The organism is Paenibacillus sp. EKM211P (assembly GCF_011066175.1).
Classification (GTDB): domain Bacteria; phylum Bacillota; class Bacilli; order Paenibacillales; family Paenibacillaceae; genus Paenibacillus; species Paenibacillus polymyxa.
Genome location: NZ_JAAMNS010000004.1, coordinates 60,570 through 85,215, shown reverse-complemented (window position 1 = coordinate 85,215; position 24,646 = coordinate 60,570). Strand labels below are relative to the sequence as shown.

The 24,646-nt window shown below is 45.5% G+C and carries 22 protein-coding genes and 2 tRNA genes; 9 read left to right on the top strand and 15 right to left on the bottom strand.

Annotated elements, in window-relative coordinates:
- Positions 1 to 184 precede the first annotated feature (184 nt).
- Complete coding sequence (locus G9G57_RS08635; RefSeq protein WP_044785283.1) at positions 185 to 1,660, top strand: aminotransferase class I/II-fold pyridoxal phosphate-dependent enzyme; 1,476 nt, start codon at positions 185 to 187, stop codon at positions 1,658 to 1,660.
- Positions 1,661 to 1,774: 114 nt separating this feature from the next.
- Here G9G57_RS08635 and G9G57_RS08630 read toward each other — a convergent pair whose 3' ends face one another.
- Together G9G57_RS08630 and G9G57_RS08625 are read right to left on the bottom strand one after the other, a co-directional pair.
- Positions 1,775 to 2,080, bottom strand: coding sequence for a DUF1292 domain-containing protein (locus tag G9G57_RS08630; protein WP_007431055.1), 306 nt, complete (start codon positions 2,078 to 2,080; stop codon positions 1,775 to 1,777).
- A 79-nt stretch (positions 2,081 to 2,159) separates the two neighbouring features.
- Positions 2,160 to 2,717, bottom strand: coding sequence for a hypothetical protein (locus tag G9G57_RS08625; protein WP_013371897.1), 558 nt, complete (start codon positions 2,715 to 2,717; stop codon positions 2,160 to 2,162).
- 200 nt (positions 2,718 to 2,917) lie between these two features.
- Between G9G57_RS08625 and G9G57_RS08620 the strand changes: the two genes are divergently transcribed.
- The gene (locus G9G57_RS08620) at positions 2,918 to 3,676 is read left to right on the top strand and encodes an MBL fold metallo-hydrolase (protein ID WP_017427816.1); all 759 of its coding nucleotides are present in this window, start codon (positions 2,918 to 2,920) and stop codon (positions 3,674 to 3,676) included.
- A 128-nt stretch (positions 3,677 to 3,804) separates the two neighbouring features.
- Here the strand turns inward: G9G57_RS08620 and G9G57_RS08615 are convergent, their stop codons facing one another.
- Entirely contained in the window at positions 3,805 to 4,041 is a 237-nt protein-coding gene (locus tag G9G57_RS08615; protein ID WP_016822393.1) for a DUF3892 domain-containing protein, read from the bottom strand.
- A gap of 85 nt (positions 4,042 to 4,126) precedes the next feature.
- A complete protein-coding gene (locus G9G57_RS08610; RefSeq protein ID WP_017427817.1) occupies positions 4,127 to 4,570 on the bottom strand; it encodes a GNAT family N-acetyltransferase in 444 nt (147 codons plus the stop codon).
- 140 nt (positions 4,571 to 4,710) lie between these two features.
- On the opposite strand from G9G57_RS08610, the gene G9G57_RS08605 reads away from it, so the two are divergent.
- Positions 4,711 to 4,782 (top strand) — tRNA-Val (locus G9G57_RS08605).
- Positions 4,783 to 4,865: 83 nt separating this feature from the next.
- Here the strand turns inward: G9G57_RS08605 and G9G57_RS08600 are convergent.
- From G9G57_RS08600 to G9G57_RS08590, 3 genes are all read right to left on the bottom strand, one after another.
- The gene (locus G9G57_RS08600; RefSeq protein WP_016822395.1) at positions 4,866 to 5,108 is read right to left on the bottom strand and encodes a hypothetical protein; all 243 of its coding nucleotides are present in this window, start codon (positions 5,106 to 5,108) and stop codon (positions 4,866 to 4,868) included.
- A 551-nt stretch (positions 5,109 to 5,659) separates the two neighbouring features.
- Positions 5,660 to 6,112, bottom strand: coding sequence for a hypothetical protein (locus G9G57_RS08595; RefSeq protein ID WP_123797368.1), 453 nt, complete (start codon positions 6,110 to 6,112; stop codon positions 5,660 to 5,662).
- Between the two features lie 110 nt (positions 6,113 to 6,222).
- Positions 6,223 to 6,411: a hypothetical protein gene (locus G9G57_RS08590; protein WP_016822397.1), complete on the bottom strand. Its 189-nt coding sequence runs from the start codon at positions 6,409 to 6,411 to the stop codon at positions 6,223 to 6,225.
- A gap of 94 nt (positions 6,412 to 6,505) precedes the next feature.
- Here G9G57_RS08590 and G9G57_RS26205 point away from each other — a divergent pair, with 94 nt between their 5' ends.
- Positions 6,506 to 6,634 carry a hypothetical protein gene (locus G9G57_RS26205; protein ID WP_016822398.1) on the top strand — a complete coding sequence of 43 codons (129 nt, stop codon included), beginning with the start codon at positions 6,506 to 6,508 and terminating at the stop codon, positions 6,632 to 6,634.
- 425 nt (positions 6,635 to 7,059) lie between these two features.
- On the opposite strand, the gene G9G57_RS08585 is transcribed toward G9G57_RS26205, so the two are convergent.
- The 6 genes from G9G57_RS08585 to nirB (G9G57_RS08560) form a co-directional block, all read right to left on the bottom strand.
- On the bottom strand, positions 7,060 to 7,344 hold the full coding sequence (locus G9G57_RS08585) for a hypothetical protein (protein WP_016822400.1): 285 nt from the start codon (positions 7,342 to 7,344) through the stop codon (positions 7,060 to 7,062).
- A gap of 82 nt (positions 7,345 to 7,426) precedes the next feature.
- A tRNA-OTHER gene (locus tag G9G57_RS08580) sits at positions 7,427 to 7,508 on the bottom strand.
- 68 nt (positions 7,509 to 7,576) lie between these two features.
- Positions 7,577 to 8,101: a hypothetical protein gene (locus G9G57_RS08575; protein ID WP_045244416.1), complete on the bottom strand. Its 525-nt coding sequence runs from the start codon at positions 8,099 to 8,101 to the stop codon at positions 7,577 to 7,579.
- Positions 8,102 to 8,338: 237 nt separating this feature from the next.
- The gene (locus G9G57_RS08570; RefSeq protein ID WP_238799276.1) at positions 8,339 to 8,884 is read right to left on the bottom strand and encodes a hypothetical protein; all 546 of its coding nucleotides are present in this window, start codon (positions 8,882 to 8,884) and stop codon (positions 8,339 to 8,341) included.
- 1,380 nt (positions 8,885 to 10,264) lie between these two features.
- Positions 10,265 to 10,594: a nitrite reductase small subunit NirD gene (nirD, locus tag G9G57_RS08565; RefSeq protein WP_019687974.1), complete on the bottom strand. Its 330-nt coding sequence runs from the start codon at positions 10,592 to 10,594 to the stop codon at positions 10,265 to 10,267.
- A gap of 12 nt (positions 10,595 to 10,606) precedes the next feature.
- A complete protein-coding gene (gene nirB / locus G9G57_RS08560; RefSeq protein ID WP_164964841.1) occupies positions 10,607 to 13,039 on the bottom strand; it encodes a nitrite reductase large subunit NirB in 2,433 nt (810 codons plus the stop codon).
- 443 nt (positions 13,040 to 13,482) lie between these two features.
- Between nirB (G9G57_RS08560) and G9G57_RS08555 the strand changes: the two genes are divergently transcribed.
- Positions 13,483 to 14,085: an ANTAR domain-containing response regulator gene (locus G9G57_RS08555; RefSeq protein ID WP_016822405.1), complete on the top strand. Its 603-nt coding sequence runs from the start codon at positions 13,483 to 13,485 to the stop codon at positions 14,083 to 14,085.
- 20 nt (positions 14,086 to 14,105) lie between these two features.
- Entirely contained in the window at positions 14,106 to 15,179 is a 1,074-nt protein-coding gene (locus G9G57_RS08550; RefSeq protein ID WP_044785287.1) for an anthranilate phosphoribosyltransferase, read from the top strand.
- A gap of 132 nt (positions 15,180 to 15,311) precedes the next feature.
- On the opposite strand, the gene nasC is transcribed toward G9G57_RS08550, so the two are convergent.
- The gene (gene nasC / locus G9G57_RS08545) at positions 15,312 to 17,492 is read right to left on the bottom strand and encodes an assimilatory nitrate reductase catalytic subunit NasC (RefSeq protein WP_164964840.1); all 2,181 of its coding nucleotides are present in this window, start codon (positions 17,490 to 17,492) and stop codon (positions 15,312 to 15,314) included.
- A 79-nt stretch (positions 17,493 to 17,571) separates the two neighbouring features.
- Positions 17,572 to 19,746 (bottom strand): nitrite reductase large subunit NirB, encoded by a 2,175-nt coding sequence (gene nirB / locus G9G57_RS08540; RefSeq protein ID WP_164964839.1) that lies wholly within the window; start codon positions 19,744 to 19,746, stop codon positions 17,572 to 17,574.
- Positions 19,747 to 20,173: 427 nt separating this feature from the next.
- Here nirB (G9G57_RS08540) and G9G57_RS08535 point away from each other — a divergent pair, with 427 nt between their 5' ends.
- From G9G57_RS08535 to G9G57_RS08525, 3 genes are all read left to right on the top strand, one after another.
- Complete coding sequence (locus G9G57_RS08535; protein ID WP_164964838.1) at positions 20,174 to 21,415, top strand: nitrate/nitrite transporter; 1,242 nt, start codon at positions 20,174 to 20,176, stop codon at positions 21,413 to 21,415.
- Between the two features lie 378 nt (positions 21,416 to 21,793).
- A complete protein-coding gene (locus G9G57_RS08530; protein WP_045244409.1) occupies positions 21,794 to 23,512 on the top strand; it encodes an NAD-dependent malic enzyme in 1,719 nt (572 codons plus the stop codon).
- A gap of 100 nt (positions 23,513 to 23,612) precedes the next feature.
- Complete coding sequence (locus G9G57_RS08525; RefSeq protein ID WP_016822411.1) at positions 23,613 to 24,572, top strand: AEC family transporter; 960 nt, start codon at positions 23,613 to 23,615, stop codon at positions 24,570 to 24,572.
- The last annotated feature ends 74 nt before the right edge of the window (positions 24,573 to 24,646 follow it).

Here is a 24,646-nt window from a genome sequence, read left to right as displayed (position 1 = left end):
TCCCACATCCTCCGCCTTTGTTTTTTGTCTATACATTCGGGGTTCTCCGCCTACTCCACTCTTTCGCAAATAAATGCGCCCTCAATCGCTTGCATTCCTACTTCAAACTGCTATACTCAATTTTGTTCTATTATCAATTGCACAGGATTGTCGAAATCCTGCATGAAAGGTTGTGACAACACTAATGAATCAAAGCAACACCCCGCTTTTTACTGCTTTGAAAAAGCATGCTCAGAGCAACCCGGTTCAATTTCACATCCCAGGTCATAAAAAGGGAGTGGGGGCAGATCGGGAATTTCGCGAATTTATGGGGGATAATGCTTTTTCCATAGATATGATCAATATCGCTCCATTGGACGATCTGCATCAGCCATCAGGCGTCATTGAAGAAGCTCAAAAGCTTGCAGCAGAAGCCTTCGGAGCTGATTATACTTATTACAGTGTACAGGGGACAAGCGGAGCCATTATCACCATGATTATGTCCATTTGTATGCCAGGTGATAAAATTATTGTACCCCGAAATATACACAAATCCATAATGTCTGCCATCATCTTCGCTGGTGCGAAGCCGGTATTCATTTCTCCGGTCAGTGATGAGAATCTCGGTATTCACCACGGGGTTACAACCAAGTCCGTACGCCGGGCATTGGAACGTCACCCTGACGCCAAGGGCGTCCTTGTCATCAACCCGACATATTACGGTGTGTGCGCCGATTTGAAGGAAATTGTAGATCTCGCTCACAGCTATAATGTGCCGGTCCTGGTCGATGAGGCTCACGGAGTACTGATTCATTTTCACGCTGATTTGCCGATGTCCGCCATGGAAGCGGGGGCAGACATGTCAGCTACAAGCGTTCACAAGCTGGGTGGTTCTTTGACTCAAAGCTCGATACTAAATGTAAATACAAAAAACGGATTCGTTAATCCGCAGCGTGTACAAACTATTTTCAGTATGCTGACAACGACGTCCACTTCGTATATTCTGCTGGCTTCGTTGGACACATCCCGACGCAATTTGGCCCTTAATGGCCATGAAATCGCACAACGTGCTCTGAAATTAGCTGAATATTGCCGCGCAGAGGTCAACAAAATCGAAGGGCTATATTGCTTTGGCAGTGAAATTCTTGGCACGGAAGCTACCTATGATTATGATCCGACCAAAGTGACGGTTCATATTCGCCATTTAGGCCTTACCGGATATGATGTGGAAAATTGGCTGAGAGATCACTACAATATCGAAGTTGAGCTTAGCGATATGTATAATATTCTCTGTTTGGTGACCCCTGGTGATACCAAAGAGGAAATTGACATTTTATTAAAAGCATTGCGCGAACTGGCTTCACTGCACTATTCCACAGGTCAGCAGCATGAGCTGGTTGTAAAGATACCGGATATACCGCAGCTCTCCCTCATTCCGAGAGACGCTTTTTACGGAGATACGGAAATCGTACCCTTCAAGGAATCTGCTGGCCGTATCATTGCAGAATTCATTTATGTATATCCACCAGGCATCCCAATCCTATTGCCGGGCGAAGTTATTTCGCAGGACAATATTGATTATATTGTAGATCATGTGGAAGTAGGCCTGCCTGTTAAAGGACCTGAGGATCGAACGGTACATCAGGTGAAGGTAATCGTTGAAACTGACGCTATTTCTTAAACAATGATCTGTTAGCATCTGCATGCAAAAAAATGTTGATGGTCAACAAAAAAAGCCCCCATTTGGGGGCTTTTCTAGTGTTTTGAAGAGCAAGAGCAGTTGCTGTATCCAATCTTATTCGTATTGGGCAACAAGCTCGCTATAAGCTGCTTCTACACGCTTCCACTCATCTTCGTCCTCAATATTGTAAAGCACCATTTCTTCGTTTTCTTCTTCCATACGAAGAATGATACCATCCGCTTCGGGATTGCCACGCTCAAGCAACAGAGCATACACGTGATCTTCTACGTCAAAGGTCTCTACCAGCACCATTTCTACATCTTTGCCATTTTCATCAGTTAGCGTAAGAACCATTTCTTCATGTTCGTGGTCATGATCGTGGTTGCAGGCTTCACCGTGTTCATGTTTGTGATCACTCATGGAAATACCTACCTTCAAATTGTTTTATTTTCCCTCGTATCGTAACATGATCAAGAGTGCAGGTCAATTTGTGGTATGCCTAATTTATCGCTGTAATGACTTTTTCGGATACCAGTGTATAACTACCGTCTTTACTTTCTTTAATGTAGAAACCGACTCGATAGTTCCCTGCTGTTTTGAAATCATACGTAAAGTCGTTCGTACGGAACCAGAAGTTATCCTTTTGCGCTCCTTTGATATCTTGGGACTGAATATCCTTTACATTGCCCGAAGGGTCGGTAATCGCTACTTTCACTCCGGAGATATCTGTTTTCAGGGTATCAATTTGGCTGAAAACATTAAACTTCACTTTGTTACCTTTATTCACGTTACCAAACACAGTATCTCCCTTGAACAGGAACATATGCACGTTTGGCTGGTCGAAGACAACTTTTCCACCAGAGGGATCAAAATTTACAAGCCCGTTAAAGTCACGGATAGGCACATAAGTTTTCCCATCAATGACAACTGCGCCATCTTTTGACACTTCTCCGTTAATAATCAACTGCACTTGGTCCTTGGCGGACTCCGCCGAAATGACGGTCCCTCCCATTATTGAAAAGGCCATCACTAGGGCCATCACTTTTCTCCATTTCATACTACATATCCCTCCATCGTTATCTGTTAAAAACCATCTGTCGTACATTTATACCTAGCTCAGCCGCACAAGTTGCGCTGTGTTTCACAAATTGTCCAAAGTTTTTACATAAGGAGCCAAATCTTTAGTTCCTGCAGCCTAGATGTTAAAATACGATTGTAGAGTGTCTTATAACACATCGTCTGGAGGGTGAATCCATAATGGGCCTAACGATACAGATGCTTGGTACAGGTAGCGCCTTTGCCAAGCATTATTACAACAACAACGCGCTGCTGGATAGCGGGGAAGGCAAGCTGCTGATCGATTGCGGTACAACCGCATCTCTAGCATTACACCAGATGGGTGTCCCTTTGCCTGATATTGACGCTATTTTAATCACACATATTCACGCAGATCATGTCGGAGGCCTAGAGGAATTTGGTTTTCAAATGAATATCCTCCATCGTCGCAAACCTCTGCTTTATATCGCCGAACCATTAATCCACCCTTTATGGGAGCATACGCTCAAGGGCGGCATGTCACAGCAAGGTATGATTGACAAGCTTGAGGATGTATTCGAGGTAAATGTCATAACCCCTGGCGTACCCACCACCTTAGTACCGGGTATCCAGGTAGAGCTGATCCCTACACGGCATATTCCTGGTAAAAACAGTTACTCTTTGTTCATTAATGATCGTCTTTTTTATAGTGCGGACATGGTTTTTGATCCCGATTTACTTCATCATCTGGTGCATGAACGGGGATGTCGAAGCATTTTACATGAGGTTCAATTACAAGGTGCCGGAGAAGTCCATACAACGTTAGATGAGCTGCTAAGCTTGCCAACACCTCTTCAAGAGCAAATTCATCTGATGCACTATAGTGACGATATGGAACAATTTAGAGATAAGGCAGGGATTATGTCCTTTCTGGAGCAGCAACGAGTATATCCGCTAGTAGAATTGGAACGTGCAGAGTAACCGAGCTAAAGGGAGTATTAACAATTAACAAAAAGCCGCCCGACTTTCCTACAAAGGATAGCTAGGCGGCTTGCTGCATATTTTTTGTAAACAATGATAAGCTTGGACGTTAATGTTGCGAGTCAAGGTCAGAACAACGGCAGTTGATCCAGGTTATTAGAAGGATCTCCATCGGCATCCCCTCGAATTCGTTTGCTTCCATCCTTGGCCTTGAACACGTTGACGCCTGCAATTGAACCTGCTTCAATCTCGTTCAACGCTTGGCTATAATCCAAAATCCGTCCAGTAGACGTCTGAAATGACGCAAGATCGCCATCCCCGTTTTTACGTACTGCCGTAATTTGTTCTCGTTCTGTATTAGCCATGCTGCATCGCTCCTTATCCATAGTATAGTGGAGGAACTTTTACTAGCATGCGCATTGTACAGCTTTGTATACACCTGTGCCTCGACTACAACTTTTTACGCATACGTACATGCGGTATTCCCGCATCGTCAAAAGGTTCATCGGAGATCGTTTCATAGCCAAGCTTTTCGTAAAACTTCTCAGCTTGACATTGAGCATCTAACAACGAGTATCTCAGCCCAAGTTCACGTGCACGTTCCTCCAGTGCTAGCAGTAATACACGTCCATAACCTGCTGCACGATGCTCCTTGAGAACGGCAATACGTTGCATTTTAGCTGTCTCTTCATCGTAATATGTCAGCCGACCAGTAGCCACCATTTCCCCATGTTCACAAATTAGCAAATGATGGGCGGTATCTCCCAGCTTGTCATAATGATCAATTTCAAGATCCAGAGGAACCTTCTGCTCTTCGACAAACACTTTGGTACGGATCAATATTGCCTTCTGCAGTTGCTCTTCTGTTGTTACAGTTATAATTTCTGCGGCCATCATCTGTTCCTCCTATCCTTAATTTCAAATGTAAACTCACTAAATTTGAATTATATATATAAATAGTCATGAAGTACAGGCTGATTTCTATTTTTTCACTTTACATATATGGTTAATACATGATATTATCTAGTAACTACAGGACGGTAGCTCAGCGGGAGAGCATTATCTTGACAGGGTAAGGGTCATGGGTTCGATCCCCATCCGTCCTATACCGAACCCCCCTTGATTCATAAGGGGGTTTTCTTATTTTTATAAACTCATATCCGATACGAAATATGGCTCTGATACGAATTTAATACGAATCACTTTTTGATACGAAGAAGCAGCGGCCAAGATCAGCTGCTTTCGTTGTTTTGAAAACATCAAAATTAGCACCATCAAGCCAGTTAAAAAAATACCAATTTGCTAATATATATTTCCCTGCCAGAAACTCGTAGGTCTTTTTTGGGCTCATCTTCATTATTTCCTCAACATGCTTGGGGCGCAGAGTCATAGGGTATTGCGCCCAATCATTAGCCACTTTAATTTCGTTCATTTTCCCACTCTTTCTCTACTCCTTCTCAACAAGAAGGTTCATAATAGAAGCAAACTTATTATATATCTTGTATTTCTCAAGAACTGCCTCTACAGCAGCCTGTGTCCGTTTCCGGTCGATCTCAGGAGAGAGGCTGCGCAGAACAATGGCGGAAAGAGTTTCAGAGCGAATCGAAAATGACGAGCAGTATTCATAAGGTCCAATTCCAAAGCAATACGCGTATCAAATCCACCAAGCTTTTATAATCCAATCTGCTCAACTCCGCTTCTATATTGTTTGGGTACGAGAGATACTAAAATACTTTGTTATTTTCAGTACCAATAATGCTCAATTCCTTCTTGGCTCGACCAAGTTATTCACATCAACCACCAACTCCCGGATCTCTTCCACTTGCATGAGCGGTTCAAGAAACTCCGGTATGTCTCCGACAAAACTACCAAACTGAAATAACCCGCGCGATGGGATCGGCGGGCCAATGTAAATTAATATGCTCTCTTTTATTGTTAACACCTCCTTCCTGGTGGAATAAGGGCAAAGAAAAAAGCTACCTCTCAGCGACCATATAAACTAGAACTCGGTATTTTTAAAACTTGAAAATGAGCCTTGAATATTTCCAATTTTAGACGAACCAATTCATTGTAATTTATTGTTTCAGAAGCGGTTAAATAATCCTCTAATTCACGTAAGAGCAAGTTCAAAGTTATAACATCATTAACAAATAACTCCTTGTTGTGAACCTCAGAAAGTGAACTGAATCTCGGAGCAGTCTTAAGAACTCTCAATAAGTTTGTTTTATCGTAGTTACTGTTGTCTTTAAACAAATCTATTTCGAAATATACTTGCCTTAGAAAGTAAGACATTATCTGTTTCTCTTCTTCAAATTGTTTTATCCAACTTGTCCTTTTATCCTTCTCTCTATAGTATTCTGTCATAACCCACCCTGTACCGATCCCTGTTATAATGGCTATCACAACATCTTTTAAAATATCAAGTATAATCCCCATTGCTTCCTCCTAAGACATCTAAAAAAGCACCACTTAAGGTGCTTATCTTCAAAATTCAAATTTTGCTGGCAAACTTAGCTTGTTCCCCTTCACTTTCTCGTGCTCAACCTTTACCCCATATACTCAGCGGCGAGATCTTCTTTAAAGGGAGTATGAACAATCAGTTCTACTTGATACCACGGTGAATCAGACGATAATGCGAAGAATTCACCTTCAACAGGGACTCTACTAAAGTCAAAATATTGATTCTCCCAGTTGGCTTTCCCCATGTCATGAGTATGAACAAAAACTTTGGGCACTTCAAACACCTCCTTCCTTCGACACAACAATTCGACACATAGGAAGAATATCCCTTTTTATGCGCCGAAAGTAATAGTACGAAAGGAGGTGTTTATGTTGCATATACTTGAAGATATCTGGGACGGTGTCTATGAACGAATAGTTAAGCCCCTTTTACAGAACGTTGCTGCGGTAGCCATTGCACTAACACTTTTAACAGCCGTATCCTACTATTTTTCATAAGGGAGAATAACTATGACAACATACTACGTTACTGGTACAAAGCAATTTACCAGTGAATTGCAAACAAAGCTCATGGAGTTGTCAAATAATGAGTTGAAAACTCCACATCCGTACACTCAGGAACTGGAACTTTTAATGTTCGCAATTACTCGGAGCAGCACTCCTGGCAAAAAAGACTTAGATTCGCGTTTCGGCGAATAATACCAGTTTATTCTGTTGAACGAACATGCGAAGAATTTACTGATAGACTACAAAGTCCCTTTTGAAATACTTGGAACTGTAGAATATGAAGATCCGATCAATGAAGGATTTAGTCTCTTGATCAGAAATACAAGATTCGTTTAAATAAATGGCACCTTGCGGACTCGAACCGCACATTTTCCTTTAGGCGCTTAAAGTCCCCGGAGTTGATCCGGGGATAAACACTATTGCAGCTCTTTGACTACCTTGGCTATATGGACCGGAATCGTAAGGCCCTCGCTCTCAGTCAATGAACCATCTACATGCAGCTTGATAGCCAATTGGTCGTATTCTCCCGTGCCTGTAGGGACTACAGAGTTACCATATGCGTGTGGACCTGCAAAGCTTACTACTCTACCAGTGGGGCTATACTTACGAGCTTCAGCCTCGGTATTTACCACCTTAAAGATATTATCCGAACCAAGATACCCAAATCCGCCGTTACGTACTGCGCTTGCCTCTGTACTCATTACAAAACACTTCCTTTTCTATTATTGTGAAAACAAAAAGAGCGACGCATATATGCCACTCTCATTAGGTCTTTTAATTAGGTGCACGGTGTGGGAATTGAACCCACGCCTTTAGGTCTGTTTTACTCGGGCCCGCCTGTGCTCTACCATTGAGCTAACCGTGCATAATAGTGATATTGAAGAAACTAAAAAGGTCGGCACGATAGCCGACCTCCTCACTGCATTTAAATTATTATTGCAATTCCTCTCTTGTGTTACCTATGCGAACCGACATACCACCCTCCATAGGACCGCCTGGTGAAGTAAGGTTTACATAGAAACTACCAACAGTCCAAGCACTTGAGTTGATTTCATCAAATGTTTCACCTTTCGCTATTCTTCCCTTCATCTTAACCGGACCACTAGCTGACCCCTGAGTTACTGTTATATTAATCGGGGCTTTCCCATCATTATGCACATACACTCTAGCATATCCGTAGTGCGGATCAATGTAGAAACGCTCTGACATGTCAGTGTTCGCAAGAGACTTGTTCAGCACCTTATTTGTGTCTTGAGGAGTAATAACATGATCTCCCGCTTTTGGTGTATTCACATCGGTCGATGTGTTTGCAGATTGGGAAACTGCTGTTGAGCCAGTTGTAGCTGGTGTAGAATCAGTTACAGCATTTGAATCTGCAAAAATCGCATTGGGTACGGCAATAGCTCCCCCAATTAGTCCTAGTGCCAAGGCTGGTGCAATAAAATGTTTTTTCTTCAAAGCTTATTCCTCCTATATTTGTATATTTAACTACCACCTCAGTCTACTAAAAGATTCCATGTTTTTTAATTTTTCTTACAATAAGATCATATTAAGGTAAAGCAAAGAGGGCAGACCATGACGGTTTGCCCTGTGTTTGTGTTGAGTTGGTTTCTGCATACGCACGTATGAAAATAGAGCCGTACAATGAAGCTACGGCTCTTCTCACGTATTTTATGTGTGTATCCTTATAGCTTATTAAAGTTCAGATGTATTATCTGTTGTAAAACCACTAAATGTTACATCTACTGGTTTAGTTCCATCTCCATTCTTTCCACCTCTGAAGGTCACTGTATAGTCACCAGATCGCACACCTTGCTTAACTCCGGGATAACTCTTCCAACTGTCCGAACTTTTTCCGCTCAAGACTTCTTCATAATAATTTTTATTAGTGTCATTATGTGTCACAATTATTTTTACTGGATCACTAGAATTGTTCTTAAAGTTAATTTTAACATACCCATATCCACCAGTCACTTTAAAGGGAGCTGTCGCACTACCTTCGCCAGGTAAGCTTTTCACAGTACTCCCGAATTTATCCTGCTGGTGTTGAGGAGTAATAACATGATCTCCCGCTTTTGGTGTATTCACATCGGTCGATGTGTTTGCAGATTGGGAAACTGCTGTAAAGTCAGTTGTAGCTGGTGCAACATCCGTAGCTGCCGCAGAAGCAGATAAGGGAATTGCAAGAGCTAATGATAAAACAGATACTGCAGAAGCTTTTTTAAGGTTTTTCATACTCATAAGCCTACTTTCTTTGATTTTTTTATCCTGCCAACTCTATCAACCAGCACAGTATGTAAGAAACTATTAGAGCATTCATGATTGATAAAGTTTTTACAGGTATTTATGAACATTTACATTATAAGTCTTTTGTTGTAATTATTCAACAAAAAATGGGTTTTGATTCCATGTTAGCAGAAGCCCGGATTTGAACCAGGACCAGCCAGAAATGAATCCAGTAGCACACCAAGTATTCTGCATGAAACCGCTGGCGGATTCGAACCACCGACACACCCACCCGTTCTTTTTCGCGAGAGGAATCGAACCTTCGTGGATATACCCCACTGCAGTTATGATAATAGATGTGGACATGGCACTTTCACCCTTGCATGCAGCCTTTTTCTAGGTACTTTCTTACGCGACCAGTTGCGCTCCTGATCCACTCTTTAGTGGCTAGGATCACTGTCATGAGGAGTGCGCTTGTCAGACGCACATTAGCAAGAGTGGAGTAGTGAAAACAGAAAGAGCAACATGCCCACTTATCCTACCCTTGCGGCTCTCTGTAGGTCTTATAGCAAGGGGATAACTGGTACCGCTCGTTTTACACCTACCACCGTCAAACAGGCATGTGTTTGTGTGGGGTGCTGCTCTCTCTTTGTTTTCCATGTTACTAATTTACCATGTGTAAAACCTAAAAGATCACAAATATTTTCATTTTACGATCAATTTTTTCGTAATATTTTTTCAATTCAATAGTTTGCTAGAATTACTATTATTGAAAGAGATATAAACAAAGAGGATTTGCGGCTTCAACAGGGAATATCTGCTGCTGCAATGGAAAAGATGAAAATATATCGTTCGAAGTGTTGAATAAGATATGTACGCATTTCGGCGTTAGCAGCATCACACCACGCCACATTCAAGACTTTTATAAGATCAGCAATAACCCTGTTTCGTTAGTCGAACGGCTAAAGCTCGAAAAAAAGGAAATGCAGGTATGGACCTTGGAACAGGCACACGCCTTCCTAGAAGCTTCAAAAGACGATATGTATTATATTGTGCTCCTTCTTACTCTAACTACCGGAGTGCGGAGATATTAGGAATTCGGTAGAAGGACGTGGATTTCGATAAGAAAACTATATCAATCACTCAGATTATGAGTAGTGATGGTAAAGATTTTTAAGTTGGTGCCGAGACGAGAAACTGGCCGTCGTTCAAGATTTAGGCGAAAAAAAAGCCAACCAGAAGTAAGGTTGACTTTTTATATACACCACGCTTAAGCAGCAATGTCTCTTTTTTCAGCAAGATTGAATTCTAGAGAATTGTTCGGCAATACGTATCTCTTCTATTATATAGAAGAACAACTAAGCCCAGCACCCCAAGCAAATAAACCTAATGCCCCTAGATTACGATGTAAACTGCTCCACTCTCACTGTCAATCTCCGTCGGATAAGTGGTCACACATCCAGTATCCGGCTCTTGCACCTGACCAGTGGACAGGTCGACTTTCCAATCATGGAGCGGACAATGGACCACCGATCCACATATCATTCCTTCGGATAGCCGTCCCCCTTTGTGTGGACAACGGTTCTCAAGCGCACGCACGCTGCCGTCACTAAGGCGAAATACGGCTATCTCTGCATTATGAATGCGAACTGTTCTTGCTCCACGTCGGTCAATTTCGTTCAGATCTGCTATCCTGATTCTGCTGGTTATCGTATTGCTCTCCATTTGGTCAGCCTCCTATTCCATTACTGCCTTAAGCTCAGGCAGCTGTACAAAGTTTTTGCGCAGCTCTTCGTCATGAATGATTTCGTGCCACGGATCAGTCGTTGTGCTTAACGTCTCCTCAATTTTGCTTACCAGTTGCTGCCTCGTCTCCGCATTTACCAATACCTGTTTGATCGACTCTACGCCTACCCGCTCTACCCAATGTGCTGTTCGCTCGTTCCAATTCGCCTGCTCACGGTAATACTGTAAATAGGCACCAGTCCATTCCATCACTTCATCCTCGGTTTTTACAGTACACAGCAGTTCTGCTGCCCGCACTTTAATCCCGCCGTTACCTCCAATATAGATCCCCCAGCCACCGTCAATAGCGACAACACCCAAGTCCTTGATCGTCGCTTCTGCGCAGTTACGCGGACAGCCCGACACAGCCAGTTTGACTTTGGATGGCGCATTCAGACGTTCAAATGCCTTTTCCAACCGGATGCCCATGCCCATAGCGTTCTGTGTGCCGAAGCGACAAAAAGTGTTACCGACACACGTCTTGACCGTTCGCAATGTCTTTCCATATGCATATCCAGATGGCATATCCAATTCGGACCAGATTCCCGGTAGATCTTCTTTTTTTACACCAAGCAGGTCAAGACGTTGGCCACCCGTAAATTTAACCAATGGCACATTGTATTTCTCCGCGACAGCAGCAATCTTCTTCAGGTCGGCAGGTGAAGTAACTCCTCCATAAATGCGGGGCACCACAGAGTAGGTGCCATCTTTCTGAATATTGGCATGGAACCTTTCATTCGTAAATCTGGATTCCTTCTCATCCTCATAATCCAGTGGCCACAGCATACCTAGATAATAATTGAGGGCCGGCCGACATTTGGTGCATCCTTCAGCTTCGTTCCAGCCCAGCACGTTCATCACTTCTTTGACGCTCTTCAACCCCATTTCTCGGATACCAGCAATAATCGCTTCCCGATCAAGTGTCGTACAGCCACATATCCCCTCTTTAATCGATTCTCCGGCTTCTGCACCTGCGTACAGCTGTAAGAGCCCCTCCACTAATGGCTTGCAGCCGCCGCATGATGCCGATGCCTTCGTGCAGGCCTTAATTTCCCCAAGACTCTTACAGCCAGCCGCAACCGCCTCTCCAATGTCACCCTTGGATACACCATTACATCCGCATACAATTTCGTCTTCAGGCATCTGCTCCAGCATCATGGTGCCACTACCTTCTGATTGACCAGGATTAAAGCCAAGTAACAACTCTTTCTCTCGACCAACCACCGACTCCCCACTTTTAATCAGAGAAAACAACTTGGCTCCATCAGAGGTATCCCCAAACAGAACGGCACCGATCAGTTTTTCTTCCTTAATGACGATTTTTTTGTAGACGCCATCAATATCATCCTGATACCGCAGTGATCGCGTTCCCGACTCATCCTTGTAATTTCCTGCTGAAAATACATCGACGCCCGATACCTTCAATCTTGTAGAAGTAACGGAACCACTGTAGCCAGGAGTCTCCATTCCCGCGAGTCGCTGAGCCAGGACTCCCCCCTGCTCAAATAATGGGGCAACCAGACCGTAAGTGATTCCCCGGTGTTCTGCACATTCTCCAACGGCATATATGCCAGGAATATTCGTTTCCATGTGATCATTTACGATGACACCGCGGTTTACGGGGATTCCCGCTGACACCGCCAGTTCAATGTCTGGTTTGATACCTACCGCCATAACGATCAAATCCGCTTCCAGTTCGCTGCCATCAGCAAACTTTAGCCCTTCCACGCGACGACGCCCGGTGATAGCCGCCGTCCGCTTATTGACCAGAAAAGTCATTCCCTGTTCCTCCAGCTCGCGCCGTAACATAAGGGAAGCAGCCTCATCCAGCTGCCGATCCATAATATAACCGTTAATATGAATAACTGTAACATCCATTCCCAAATTGAGTAGCCCCCTGGCTGCCTCTAGCCCAAGCAATCCGCCGCCGATAACGGCCGCTTTTTTGTGCGTCTTCGCCGTCTCCATCATCGTCTCGCAGTCACGAATATCCCGGAATCCAATCACACCATCCTTGTCGGCTCCTGGAAGCGGCAAGATGAAGGCTTTAGAACCTGTTGCCAACAACAGTAAATCATAAGAGACGCATACACCGGATCGTGAAGTCACCTGCCGCTTTTCCGTATCGATCGCTGTGACAGGATCATCGGTATACAATCGGATATTATTGTCTTCATACCAATTCCAATCGTTGATGATAATATCCTGCAAACCTGCTCCACCGGCCAGAACAGAGGACAGCATGATCCGATTATAGTTTGGATGGGGCTCGGCCCCAAATACCGTAATCTCATAGGCACCTGGTGCGATCTTCAGCAAATGTTCGAGAGTGCGTATCCCCGCCATTCCGTTGCCGACCAGCACTAATTTTTGGATGTAGTTCATTAGGTCACTCCCTCTCCATTTCTATCCTTAAAACATAAAAAGCCTGCTTCACATACGGGGATGCAAAACATCCCTCCACATGTGAAAACAGGCTCCATTGCCGTTTCATCGAATACGCCGTTGTATCCATCAGAGTATGAATTTAAAGTACTGTAGCCAATATATAACGATTCAAATCACATGTCAATATTCCTTACGCAAAATCTCGTAAAAATAATATTTTATCACTAAGTAACATATTGATGACGTATAAAATATCACTCTTCTACAAAATTAGGATTGATTTTCAGTCCAAAACACGCCAAAATGGTTTAAAAGTCCGTTTCCACTTCATTATGATGGAAAAGCAAACCCATCTCATCAAGTTATATGTCATATTTCTTATCAAGACATATAATCCTCATGCTTATTTACCCTTCATGTTAAAGAGAGGAGGAGCCCGCTTGCGTTCCTTGTTGGTAATTCACTCACATGCTGACCCTGCATCCGAGCAGGCAGACACCATTCCCTCATGGCAGGCAGAACCTGAGCACCTTTTAGAATCCAACGGATACCTGCCTTTGCCCTGCCGCCATGAATCTGAAATCAAACAGCTCATCCATAATGCAGATGCGGCCGTACTAAACATACCTGTCGGCACAATCAGCATGTGGAGTAGCAGGTTGGAGCAAACCAAAGCAATTCCGTTGCTCTGGTGGTGCAGCGCGACATCAGCGCTGTCATCGACGGAGGCTTGTGAAGCAGACGTGACTGTCGACGGTATTCTAACCCCTTCCATGGCAGCCCATGAGCTGAATTGGGCTCTTCATTTTAGCGCCAAACGCTTTTTTGAACGCCAGCATTGGCAAAGTGAACGCAAACAACTGACCGCTCGGCTGGAAGAACGCAAATGGATTGATATGGCGAAGGGGATACTTGGCGAAGTAAACGGCATCCCGGAAGCGGAGGCATATGATCTGCTGCGTAAAAAAGCGATGAATGAGCGCAAACGAATCGTTGATGTGGCCATCTCCATTGTGAAAGCACAGCAAATGCTAAAAGCATAAATCTGAAAGGGGCCTTGAACATGAATATCATTGAAATATTAAAAGAAGTTGGGCGCGGCAAAAGAGGCGCTCGTGATCTGAACTATGCCGAAGCCGAAGCTGCCGCCGAACTGATTATGACCCGGTCAGCAACCCCAGCTCAAATCGGTGCCTTCTTTGCCGCGGAACGCATCAAAATGGAGAGTGTTGCCGAGCTGGAAGCATTCGTTAATGTCTGTCGCAAATATTCCCACCGCTTTCCCATGCAGGAAGGCATTGATTTCGCCGGTCCGTACGACGGTAGGAAGTCATCATTTATTGCTACCTTCGCAACTGCCTTTCTACTTGCCTCATACGGATTACCTGTAACGATGCATGGGAGTGCACCCCTCCCTCCCAAATGGGGGGTTACACTCCCACTTTTGTTGCAGGAGATGGGGGTAGCGACTGCGGACATGTCACACGAAACCGCCATTCATGCTGCGAAGCAGACAGGCGTGCTTTTCGTTGTTTCCGAACAATGGTGCACGCCCCTGCGGGATCTGCGCTCTATTCGCGAAGAGTTGGGGCTTCGCACAGTACTGAACACAGCCGAGAAACTGGTTGATTACGGTTCCTCCCCGTACATTGTATTTGGTGTTTTCCACAACACCGTATTCGACAAGACGGCGAAGGTCATGCAAAATCTGAGTTATCGCAGGGCTTTGATCGTCCAGGGGAGCGAAGGATCGGAGGACCTATTCATCGACCGACCGACCCGGACTTACCTGTTTGCTAATGGTAAGGTGTCCCTCCAGGTTATAGATCCCGAAATGTACGGGCTGGATTCGGTAGTACCAGAACACCACTGGACCCCTGCTGAACAGCTACGCATATCAGAGGAAGTGCTGCAAGGCACAGCTCCTACTGCCTTCTCGAATCAAGTGTTGCTCAACGGCGCGGTACGACTGTTCATTGCAGGGCGAGTCGACTCCATTGAGGAAGGCTTGTACACCTGCAAGCCGCTGCTTGAAAACGGGAACGCCTGGGAGTTGTACTGCCGCTGGCGTGAAGCTATGTTGAGAAAAGAAATAAAAACGGGTGCCAACACATCCGAACCCCATTTTCATTTATAAAACTCGTCTCCTACAGTCCAGCATTTATCGGGACATAAACTGAACTACTCAAAAAGGTCCGCCCCCATGCTCATGCAAAGGGGGCGGGCCTTTTATGCAAGGAAAAAGAAAATGCACTCACACCTTCCTGTTCTAGAACTGTGACCACTCCCCGTTATGTCCACTGGTTGCAGCTACAGCTAGGCGGAGGGGACGGATGCATACAGCTGCCGTCTTGAAGCCGGGCATCCGGCAGAACGGATCAAGGTCTGGACGGGTCGCCCGATTTACATTTTGCGTCCCGCCCCAATGCATGGGCACGAAAAGCGTGTCTTCGCGAATATGTGGCCTGATCCGGCTGCGGACGGTGAAGCTGCCGCGCTGGGATGTTATTTCCACCCACTCCCCGTCCCTGATATACCAGCGCTGCGCAGTACGCGGATGAATTTCTACATAATTCTCAATCTCACGCGCGGCCAGCGAAGGACTTCTGCGTGTTTGCGCGCCAGTCAAATAGTGAGCCAGCACGCGGCCATTCGTCAAAGTAAGCGGATATTCCTCGGATATTTCCTCTCCTGCTCCACAGCTTTCAACCACTGTAAAAACAGCCCTTCGGTTGGAAAGAGCAAAACTTTCCCGAAACATCGTATCCGTACCAGCTTCATCCATAGATGGGCATGGCCAATACACCCCTTCCTCGCGACGCAGCCTGTCATAAGTGATCCCGTAATAATCAGCAAGTCCCCCTCGGCTAGCGAGACGCAGTTCTTCAAAGATATCCTCTGCATCTTTATATGCGAAGTACCTCCCCTTGTTCAACCTTGCAGCTATTTGGCATAAAATGCTCCAGTCATCTCTAGCTTCGCCCGGTGCAAGGCGCACCGCTTCCCGCAGCAAAACGCGGCCTTCCAGATTAGTCATCGTTCCCGTATTCTCCAAATAAGACGTCACAGGCAAAACAACGTCGGCCATTCGTGCCGTTTCAGTGAGAAACATATCCGCCACAATCAACAAATCCAGCTTTTCCAGCGCGTCCTCAACCAACCGTGCATTCGGGTTAGACACAACAGGATTAGAGCCCATCACGAACAGCGCTTGAATTTCTCCCTGATTCACAAGCTCCATCATTTCATAGGCCGATACTCCTTTTCCCGGCAAGCTGCTTGGTTCAACTCCCCACACGGACGCAACATAGGCTCGGTCTGCTTCATTCTCAATCGATCTGTAACCAGGAAGCTGATCAGCCTTTTGACCGTGCTCTCGCCCCCCTTGCCCGTTCCCCTGACCTGTGATGGCACCATACCCACACCCTTCTCTTCCAATCTTTCCGGTGGCCAGCACGAGATTAAGAAATGCACGCACCGCCATATGCCCATCTGTCTGCTGTTCGACACCCCTGGCTGTAAAAACGATGCCAGTCTCCACGCCACCAAAGGCACGTGCTGCCTGCCGGATCATTTCTGCCTCAATTCCGCACAACGCAGCCGATTCGTTCAGATTCACCCCATTCAAATGAGTCAACAACTGGTCATACCCGTTGGTCCGCTTGCGGATAAATTCTTCATTTATCAATCCCTCATCCACGACGACCTTTAGCATGGCATTGGCCAGTACAGCATCCGTACCTGGTCTGATTTGCAGGTGCAGATCGGCTATTGCCGCTGTGGGAGTCGTGCGCGGGTCAATTACGATGATAAACGCGCCATTTTCCTTCGCTTGGTGAAAATAAGGCATTAACGTCGGCTGACATTCAGCGATATTCGTGCCTGCTAGCACAATACAACGAGCCAACGGAATATCAGCCAGCCTACAGGTCAGTCCGCGGTCAACACCAAACACTTTGCTGCCAGCAGATGCTGCCGCCGACATGCAGAAGCGCCCGTTATAATCAATATAGCGCGTACCTATAGCCACTCTGGAAAATTTCCCAAGTAAATAAGCCGTTTCATTCGATAGCGAGCCTCCGCCGTAAATGCCGATTCCGTCAGGGCCCTGCGTGGACAGCAGCGAAGAGAAACTGCTACCTACAGCATCCATCGCTTCCCCCCATTGAACGGGAACAAGCTTGCCCTCTTTGCGCAGTAGGGGCTGTGTCAGCCTTTCTGCATGAGTTGCATGCTGATGCGCATTCATACCCTTGATGCATAACCTACCTTGTGAGGCTGCGTTAGATTTGCCTTCCGCTTTATACACCGTTCGAATGATACCCGCGAGTGTCTCCGTTTCCGTACTAACGGTCATCTTACATTGCACGCTGCAAAATGGGCATTGTGTCTCCACCACAGGGAGGATGAATTGACCGGCTTCCAGTTTGTTTTCTCCTGACTGACACATAAAAGTCACCTTCTCTCTCCATTCGCTGCAATGTTACTGTCCTCGCACACGTATCTATCATTACAACTCCCACAATCCGTTAACCTGTCAGCATGGTGGACCGCAGACTACCGGTCAGTTCACTTCGCAGAGTAGCGTCGAGCACACTTTCCCGCAGCGCCAGAACGCCAGTCCGTTCAATCCATTCCCACATTTTCTCCCCATACCTAGCACTATGCCTGTATATTTGCAAGCAGGTTACAGCCATCAGCACCACTTCTTCTGGATTCTCCTCCAATCCAAGCAGCAACCCCTGACGAACCGGGTGCCCTGCATGCCCACCGGCATAAACCTCCCAACCTGCTGGTGATCGGGATATTCCAATGTCATGGACAAGCACGCCACCGGGATACTCTGAACCCGGACTGACAGCAACCGCAACTGGTGACGGTAATGAAAGACTGCCCCATACTGCCGCCAGCCGCTCTCTTAGCCAGATCACTCCACCACAAGCCTGATCGATCGGGGCAGGATCAACACAATCCCGACGTTCAGCATTCAAATTTGTAAAACTCAGGCCCACAGAACCCACTTCCCCTTCGTACGGTAGGGTGGACTGAACCGCAACGTCTATTCCCAGTTGGTTTGTTGCAGATCCGTTCCGCAAACCTAGAGATTCCAGATAATAAAGTACAGCTGGACGACATAATTCACACCCCTGCTGTCTGGTCCAACCAAGACGGGATACTACTTCCTCTGGAGTTCGACAAACTGCGTCCACCATCGCTGTCTTAAGCGAATCATGATCATAATGCGTACAACCACACACAGAAACAACTTCTTGAGCAGTCGGAGTTACCACAGGTCCAGAAGCTGTTTCTCGGGACAAACCATTTTTGACCAGTGCAGCCACTAGCGGCCGGCAGCCTCCGCAGGAACCGGACGCTTTGGTACGGCTCTTCACCTCTTCGACTGTTTTCAACTTATCCGTGGCAATCGCTCGCAAAATATCCCCCTTGCTCACACCATTGCATGCGCATACCGTCTCTCCTTCGGGCAATGCTTCCGCAGCATCCTCCGCTTTGCTTTTGCTATTATTCTGGGATGTAAGCTCTGTAGTTGGCGCGCCGCGCCGTACCATTCCAAGCAGCGAGGTGCTTTCCGCCGTATCTCCAAACAAAATTGCTCCAGTGATATTGCCGGCGCGCATCATCACTTTTTTGTAAATCTCCTGCATACCGTTATATTCCATGATCGCGATCTCGCTGCCCTCTTCACGAATGTCTCCTGCCGAAAACACATGAATTCCCGCCACCTTGAGCTGTGCATACGGGACCGTCCCTTCATAGGGAGCCGTTTCACGACCACAAATCACCTTTGCCAGCACTTTGGCCTGCTCATATAGCGGCGCCACCAGCCCATATGAAATCCCGCGGTGCTCAGCACATTCGCCAACTGCGTAAATACTAGGAATACTCGTGCGCATATAATCGTCCACGACAATGGCACGGTTTACTGTCAGACCACTGTCCTGAGCCAAACCAATATTCGGCCGGATACCAACCGCCAGCACAACCAAGTCCGTTTCCAATCTGTTCCCGTCCGCAAACATCAATCCTTGTGCCCGGTTGCGACCTATAATGTTGACTGTATCCTTCGCCAAATGAAACCGCATGCCCTGTTGCTCCAACCGTCGTTGTAAAAGTACAGCCGCAGTACGGTCAAGCTGACGATTCATCAGATACTGCGCATTATGAACAACGTCAGTTTCCATCCCCAGATTCAGCAAGCCTTGAGCAGCCTCAAGCCCCAATAACCCTCCTCCGATGACAGTGGCTTTGCGGTACGTCTTAGCATATCTCGCCATGGTTTCACAGTCATTTACATCACGAAAAGCAATTACTCCCTCTTTTCGAACTCCGGGAATGGGTGGCATGAAAGGCAATGAGCCAGTTGCCAGTACGAGAATGTCATAGGGCTCTTGAATACCGGATTCCGTTTCCACCATACCAGTTGCCACATCAATACGACACACACGTTCACCAGCTTGCAACTTTACCCCATTTTCTTCGTACCAGTCCCAGCTATGGGTAACGATATGTTGGAACGTACTCTCCTCCTGAAGCATTTTGGACAGGAGCACACGGTTGTATCCGGGCCGCGGTTCAGCACCAAATATTGTGATTTGGAACCGTTCCGGCTCCAGACTGAGAATTTCCTCCACACATTTGATGCCTGCCATACCATTACCGATGACGACCAGTCTTTTTATCATAATGAATCCAGCCCCATTCTCCGTACTAAAATAAGACAGAAAAAGCCCTTCTCCATTCGATGGAAAAGGGCACCGTTGCCGTAAATGTCGGCACATCGTTGTACCGATATGTACTTAAGATTACTGAATTGTGAGCGTCATGTCAATATTCAATACATGAAACCTGTATTTAAACCTTATTTTAAATTTATTATAATTTTAATGTTATGTATATTGACATATATAGAATGTCTTTTTATAATTTGAATTAAAATCACTACGATGTGATCATATCAAAGCGATGCACAATGAGGTGTGTCAAACACGGCAATGAAGCCGCAAAGCGTTTCCCAGATACGATGTCGGGACGATTTGCGGTTTTTTTATGTTCAACAGAAGATTGAGGACTGAGCTCTACAAACCACAATAAGAAGAGGAGAGATCGAGAATGAAGAAAAAAAGTTTCTGGCAAAGCGGACACAAGCCCACCCTATTGGGCTCCTTTCTGTATTTTGATATTAGCTTTATGATATGGGGAATGATCGGACCGTTGGTCGTTGTCATTGCTAATGACTATCCAATGGACCCTGTACAAAAAGCCAACCTTGTCGCTCTCCCAATACTTAGTGGTTCCCTGCTGCGACTCGTGCTTGGATTCATGTCAGATTATTTCGGTCCGAAGCTCACGGGACAGATCGGTATGCTTGTCACAATCATTCCTCTCCTGCTTGGCTGGCTGTGGGTTGATTCGCTGGAGCAGTTATACGCTGTCGCCCTGCTTCTGGGTGTGGCCGGAGCCTCATTTGCAGCTGCACTGCCGTTGGCTGGCCAATGGTACCCCAAAGAGCATCAAGGGCTGGCCATGGGAATTGCTGGTGCCGGCAACAGTGGGACCGTCCTCGCAACTTTGTTTGCCAACCGCATTGCCCAACATTTTGGCAGTTGGGAGGTCGTGTTTGGATTGGCCATTATCCCAATTTTCATCGTCTTTGTTCTGTTCAGTATTTTTGCCCGCAACAGCCCTCATCGCCCAGTACCAAAAAGTCTGGCGCAATATGCTTCGGTGCTCAAACAGAGGGATGCCTGGGTGTTCTGTGCCTTTTATTGCGTGACGTTCGGTGGGTTCGTCGGCCTTTCTAATTATTTGACCATTTTCTTCAATACCCAATACGGCCTCTCTGCGGTGCATGCCGCTGATTTTGCAACCGTTTGTGTGATTGCCGGAAGCTTCTTTCGTCCTGTAGGTGGCTTTTTGTCTGACCGGATTGGTGGTTCTCGCATGTTAATGTATTTGTATGCCGGGGCCGGGATGATGCTCGCCAGCATTGCATTTTTGCCACCACTTGCCGTAGTCGTAGTTCTGCTGTTCGTAGGCATGATGTGCCTTGGGGCTGGCAACGGCTCCGTATTCCAGCTTGTGCCGCAGCGATTCGGCAACGAAATCGGGCTTATGACCGGCATCGTCGGGGCTGCTGGTGGCATAGGCGGATACTGTCTTCCTCTTATTCTGGGCCATCTGTACAAATTAACGGGTTCTTACATGCCTGGCTTCATCTGTCTAAGTCTGATCACATTCTGTGCTTTTGTCCTCGTCATTATCATGCAATTGAAATGGCGCAACAGCTGGATGCAACGCTCTGCTCCAGGCGCTAATGAAGCCGTTAACCGAATCGGAGAATTAAATATCTGACTATCCACTAAATAGACAGCCACCAAACGTTTAGATTTTAAGCCTCAATTATCCCTTATAATAAAAAATAGCTTAACTTCATTTATAGAAAAATGAAGTTGAGCTATTCCTCTATACACATTCAATCAAATTATAAGAGCTATGAAAAAAGTCACATTTATTGAATATTTACCGAAAATATTATGAAAATTCAATGAATTTTTCATTTGAAAATCATTGAAAACCGCTTTCATTTTCATATTTTTTCTTATGTAAACACTTATATAACCATTTTTCACACAACATACTTGTTCACTTGGTTTAAAATAAGGCGTATACTTGTTCACGAATTGTTCAAGGATTAACCGAATGTATTTTTTTAGAAAGAAGGAATTGGAAATGCGTGCTTTTCATGTTACGGAAAATGGAACTATCGAAACCAAATTAACCGGAAAAGATCTTCTTGCCAACCCACTGCTGAACAAAGGAGTGGCTTTTACGCTAGAAGAACGTCAGCAACTTGGACTTGACGGCCTCCTTCCTCCTACCATACTCACGATTGAGGAACAGGTTCAACGGGTGTATGAGCAATTTCAAAGCCAACCGGATAATTTACGTAAAAACGTTGCATTAAATGATCTTTTTAATCGGAATACTGTCCTTTATTATCGTTTGCTTTCCGAGCACTTGAGCGAGATGCTTCCGATTGTCTATACACCAACAGTCGGTCAGGCTATTCAGGAATACAGTCATGAATATCATAAACCGGGCGGTATGTATCTATCTATTGATAATCTTGCTGGCATCAAAGAAGCTTTTAAAAATTTGAACTTGGGTCCTGATGATATCGATCTGATCGTAGCCACAGATTCTGAAAGTATTTTGGGAATTGGGGACTGGGGAGTTGGCGGTATTAACATCTCTATTGGTAAGCTTGCTGTATATACAGCCGCTGCTGGTATTGATCCTAGCCGGGTACTGGCCGTTGTGCTGGATGCAGGTACAAACAATGAAAAGCTGTTAGAAGATCCTTTATACATGGGGAATCGTCATAAGCGTGTACGTGGAGAACAATATGATCAATTTATTGATACTTATGTTCAAGCTGCACTTTCTTCTTTCCCGAACGCACTGCTGCACTGGGAAGATCTAGGTAACGTCAATGCTCGGAATATTATTAATAAGTACGGAAATAATATCTTAACGTTTAATGATGACATTCAAGGTACCGGTGCAGTTACACTTGCAGGTGTGATGTCTGGTGTCCAATTGTCCGGAATCCCTCTGAGCAAGCATCGGGTTCTAGTGTTTGGTCCAGGAGCTGCCGGAATCGGCAATGCAGACCAAATTAGTGCGGCCATGATGCTGGAAGGATTGTCAGAAGCTGAAGCAAGACGTAACTTCTGGGCATATGATTACCGTGGCCTGCTTACCAATGAAACGGAAGGACTTTTGCCATTCCAGGTCCCTTATGTGCGTGATGCTGCCGAATGCCGTGACTGGGAGCATGCTGAAGATGGCAAAATCCCTCTGCTTGAAGTTATTCGCCGCGTGAAACCGACGATTATGATCGGAACTTCCGGTGTTACTGGAGCATTTAGTGAGGAAATCGTGAAAGAGATGGCCAAGCATACAGAACGCCCTATTATTATGCCAATGTCCAATCCGACTCCTCTGGCGGAGGCAACTCCTGAAGACCTGATCCACTGGACTGAAGGAAAAGCGCTTATTGCAACAGGAAGCCCTTTTGAGCCAGTAATCTACAACAATATTACGTTTGAAATTGGGCAATCCAACAATGCTTTTGTATTCCCGGGTCTTGGTCTTGGAGCAATCGTAGTAAAATCCAAAATTATAACAGATAGTATGTTTGCAGCAGCTGCCCATGCAGTAGCTCAAATGGTTGATTTGTCACAGCCTGGTGCTTCCCTGCTGCCAAAAATCAACGAACTGCGAGAAGTATCTGAAGCTGTAGCAGTGGCTGTCGCCAAGGCAGCCGTTCAAGATGGAGTAGCGCGTCATCAGCCGGATGATATCGTACAAGCGGTTCGGGAATCCATGTGGGAATGCAAATATAAACCCATCAAACAGTATGGACAGGAAGCCGTTCTGGTTTAAAAATAGCGAACAACATCAAAATTTATACATGCTGTAAGCAAAGTGATTATTTAACTGATGTCCGCCATTTTTGGCGGACATCTTTATTGGAGGCGACATCATGGCTACAGGTCATATTTTTATTATTTTAATTCCTATTTTCTTTGTCATTTTAATTGGTTATTTTGCAGGTTTTTTTAAGGCCTTTAACCCAGCTTCTTCTAAGGGACTAAATACACTGGTAACCAAATTTGCTTTACCTGCACACTTGTTTATTGGTATTACGACGACACCACGAGAGACGTTAATCCAAAAGTGGCCCTTTCTTGTTGCTTTGCTGCTTGGGGTGATTGGCTTTTATATTGTATTGCTCATCTTATATCGCTTGATTGCAAAAAAAGGCCTGACAGAATCCTCCATGTTCGCATTGAATTCGACACAGCCCTCTTTTGCATTCATGGGGATTCCCGTTTTGGGAAGCTTGTTCGGAAGTGCGGCAGTCGCCATTCCTATTGCGATTACCGGCATCGTTGTTAATGCGATTCTTGATCCACTTGCAAGTATTTTGGGAACGGTCGGCCAGCGCAAATCAACACAATCTGACGACACAAAAGGCAATTTATTTAAAGTCACTATAAAATCTGTCCTTCATGGACTCAGTGAACCGCTGGCTTGCGTACCCTTGATTGGTGTTGTATTGACTTTATGCGGATTCCAAGCTCCAAAACTTTTGCAATCTATGTTTGACCAAATCGGCAATATTACTGCGGGTACGGCTCTATTTGCTATTGGGGTAACTATTGGCATTAAAAAGATTACGTTCAGTCCAAAAGCACTTAGTATCGCTGTGCTGAAAGCGATCGTAATGCCTATGGTTATGCTCGGTATTGCTGTTCTGATCGGACTGTCCCCTGAGGATGTAACCAAAGCCGTACTGCTTGTCGCATTTCCCGGCTCTGCTGTAGCCGCTATGATCGCGACCCGCTATGAATCACTGGAAACAGAAGCGGCATCTGCATTTGTTATAAGCTCAGTATTATCGCTTATTTCGCTCCCTCTGCTCATTTCACTACTTGTATAATGACAGAAAGCTTTCAACGTTCAGCGAAAGACTGTTATATATAATGATTAAGGGCATTCGTTCGCCCGCATTTA

Excerpts from the sequence above, each read along its gene's own strand:
- G9G57_RS08600 (WP_016822395.1), bottom strand. The coding sequence starts at position 5,108 with ATGAACGAAATTAAAGTGGCTAATGATTGGGCGCAATACCCTATGACT.
- G9G57_RS26205 (WP_016822398.1), top strand. The coding sequence starts at position 6,506 with ATGTTGCATATACTTGAAGATATCTGGGACGGTGTCTATGAACGAATA.
- G9G57_RS08630 (WP_007431055.1), bottom strand. The coding sequence starts at position 2,080 with ATGAGTGATCACAAACATGAACACGGTGAAGCCTGCAACCACGATCAT.
- nasC (WP_164964840.1), bottom strand. The coding sequence starts at position 17,492 with ATGTGTCAGTCAGGAGAAAACAAACTGGAAGCCGGTCAATTCATCCTC.
- G9G57_RS08570 (WP_238799276.1), bottom strand. The coding sequence starts at position 8,884 with ATGAGTATGAAAAACCTTAAAAAAGCTTCTGCAGTATCTGTTTTATCA.
- nirD (WP_019687974.1), bottom strand. The coding sequence starts at position 10,594 with ATGGAGAGCAATACGATAACCAGCAGAATCAGGATAGCAGATCTGAAC.
- G9G57_RS08635 (WP_044785283.1), top strand. The coding sequence starts at position 185 with ATGAATCAAAGCAACACCCCGCTTTTTACTGCTTTGAAAAAGCATGCT.
- G9G57_RS08550 (WP_044785287.1), top strand. The coding sequence starts at position 14,106 with ATGAATATCATTGAAATATTAAAAGAAGTTGGGCGCGGCAAAAGAGGC.
- G9G57_RS08620 (WP_017427816.1), top strand. The coding sequence starts at position 2,918 with ATGGGCCTAACGATACAGATGCTTGGTACAGGTAGCGCCTTTGCCAAG.
- G9G57_RS08610 (WP_017427817.1), bottom strand. The coding sequence starts at position 4,570 with ATGGCCGCAGAAATTATAACTGTAACAACAGAAGAGCAACTGCAGAAG.
- G9G57_RS08595 (WP_123797368.1), bottom strand. The coding sequence starts at position 6,112 with ATGGGGATTATACTTGATATTTTAAAAGATGTTGTGATAGCCATTATA.
- nirB (WP_164964839.1), bottom strand. The coding sequence starts at position 19,746 with ATGATAAAAAGACTGGTCGTCATCGGTAATGGTATGGCAGGCATCAAA.
- G9G57_RS08585 (WP_016822400.1), bottom strand. The coding sequence starts at position 7,344 with ATGAGTACAGAGGCAAGCGCAGTACGTAACGGCGGATTTGGGTATCTT.
- G9G57_RS08535 (WP_164964838.1), top strand. The coding sequence starts at position 20,174 with ATGAAGAAAAAAAGTTTCTGGCAAAGCGGACACAAGCCCACCCTATTG.
- G9G57_RS08525 (WP_016822411.1), top strand. The coding sequence starts at position 23,613 with ATGGCTACAGGTCATATTTTTATTATTTTAATTCCTATTTTCTTTGTC.
- nirB (WP_164964841.1), bottom strand. The coding sequence starts at position 13,039 with ATGAACTACATCCAAAAATTAGTGCTGGTCGGCAACGGAATGGCGGGG.
- G9G57_RS08530 (WP_045244409.1), top strand. The coding sequence starts at position 21,794 with ATGCGTGCTTTTCATGTTACGGAAAATGGAACTATCGAAACCAAATTA.
- G9G57_RS08615 (WP_016822393.1), bottom strand. The coding sequence starts at position 4,041 with ATGGCTAATACAGAACGAGAACAAATTACGGCAGTACGTAAAAACGGG.
- G9G57_RS08625 (WP_013371897.1), bottom strand. The coding sequence starts at position 2,717 with ATGAAATGGAGAAAAGTGATGGCCCTAGTGATGGCCTTTTCAATAATG.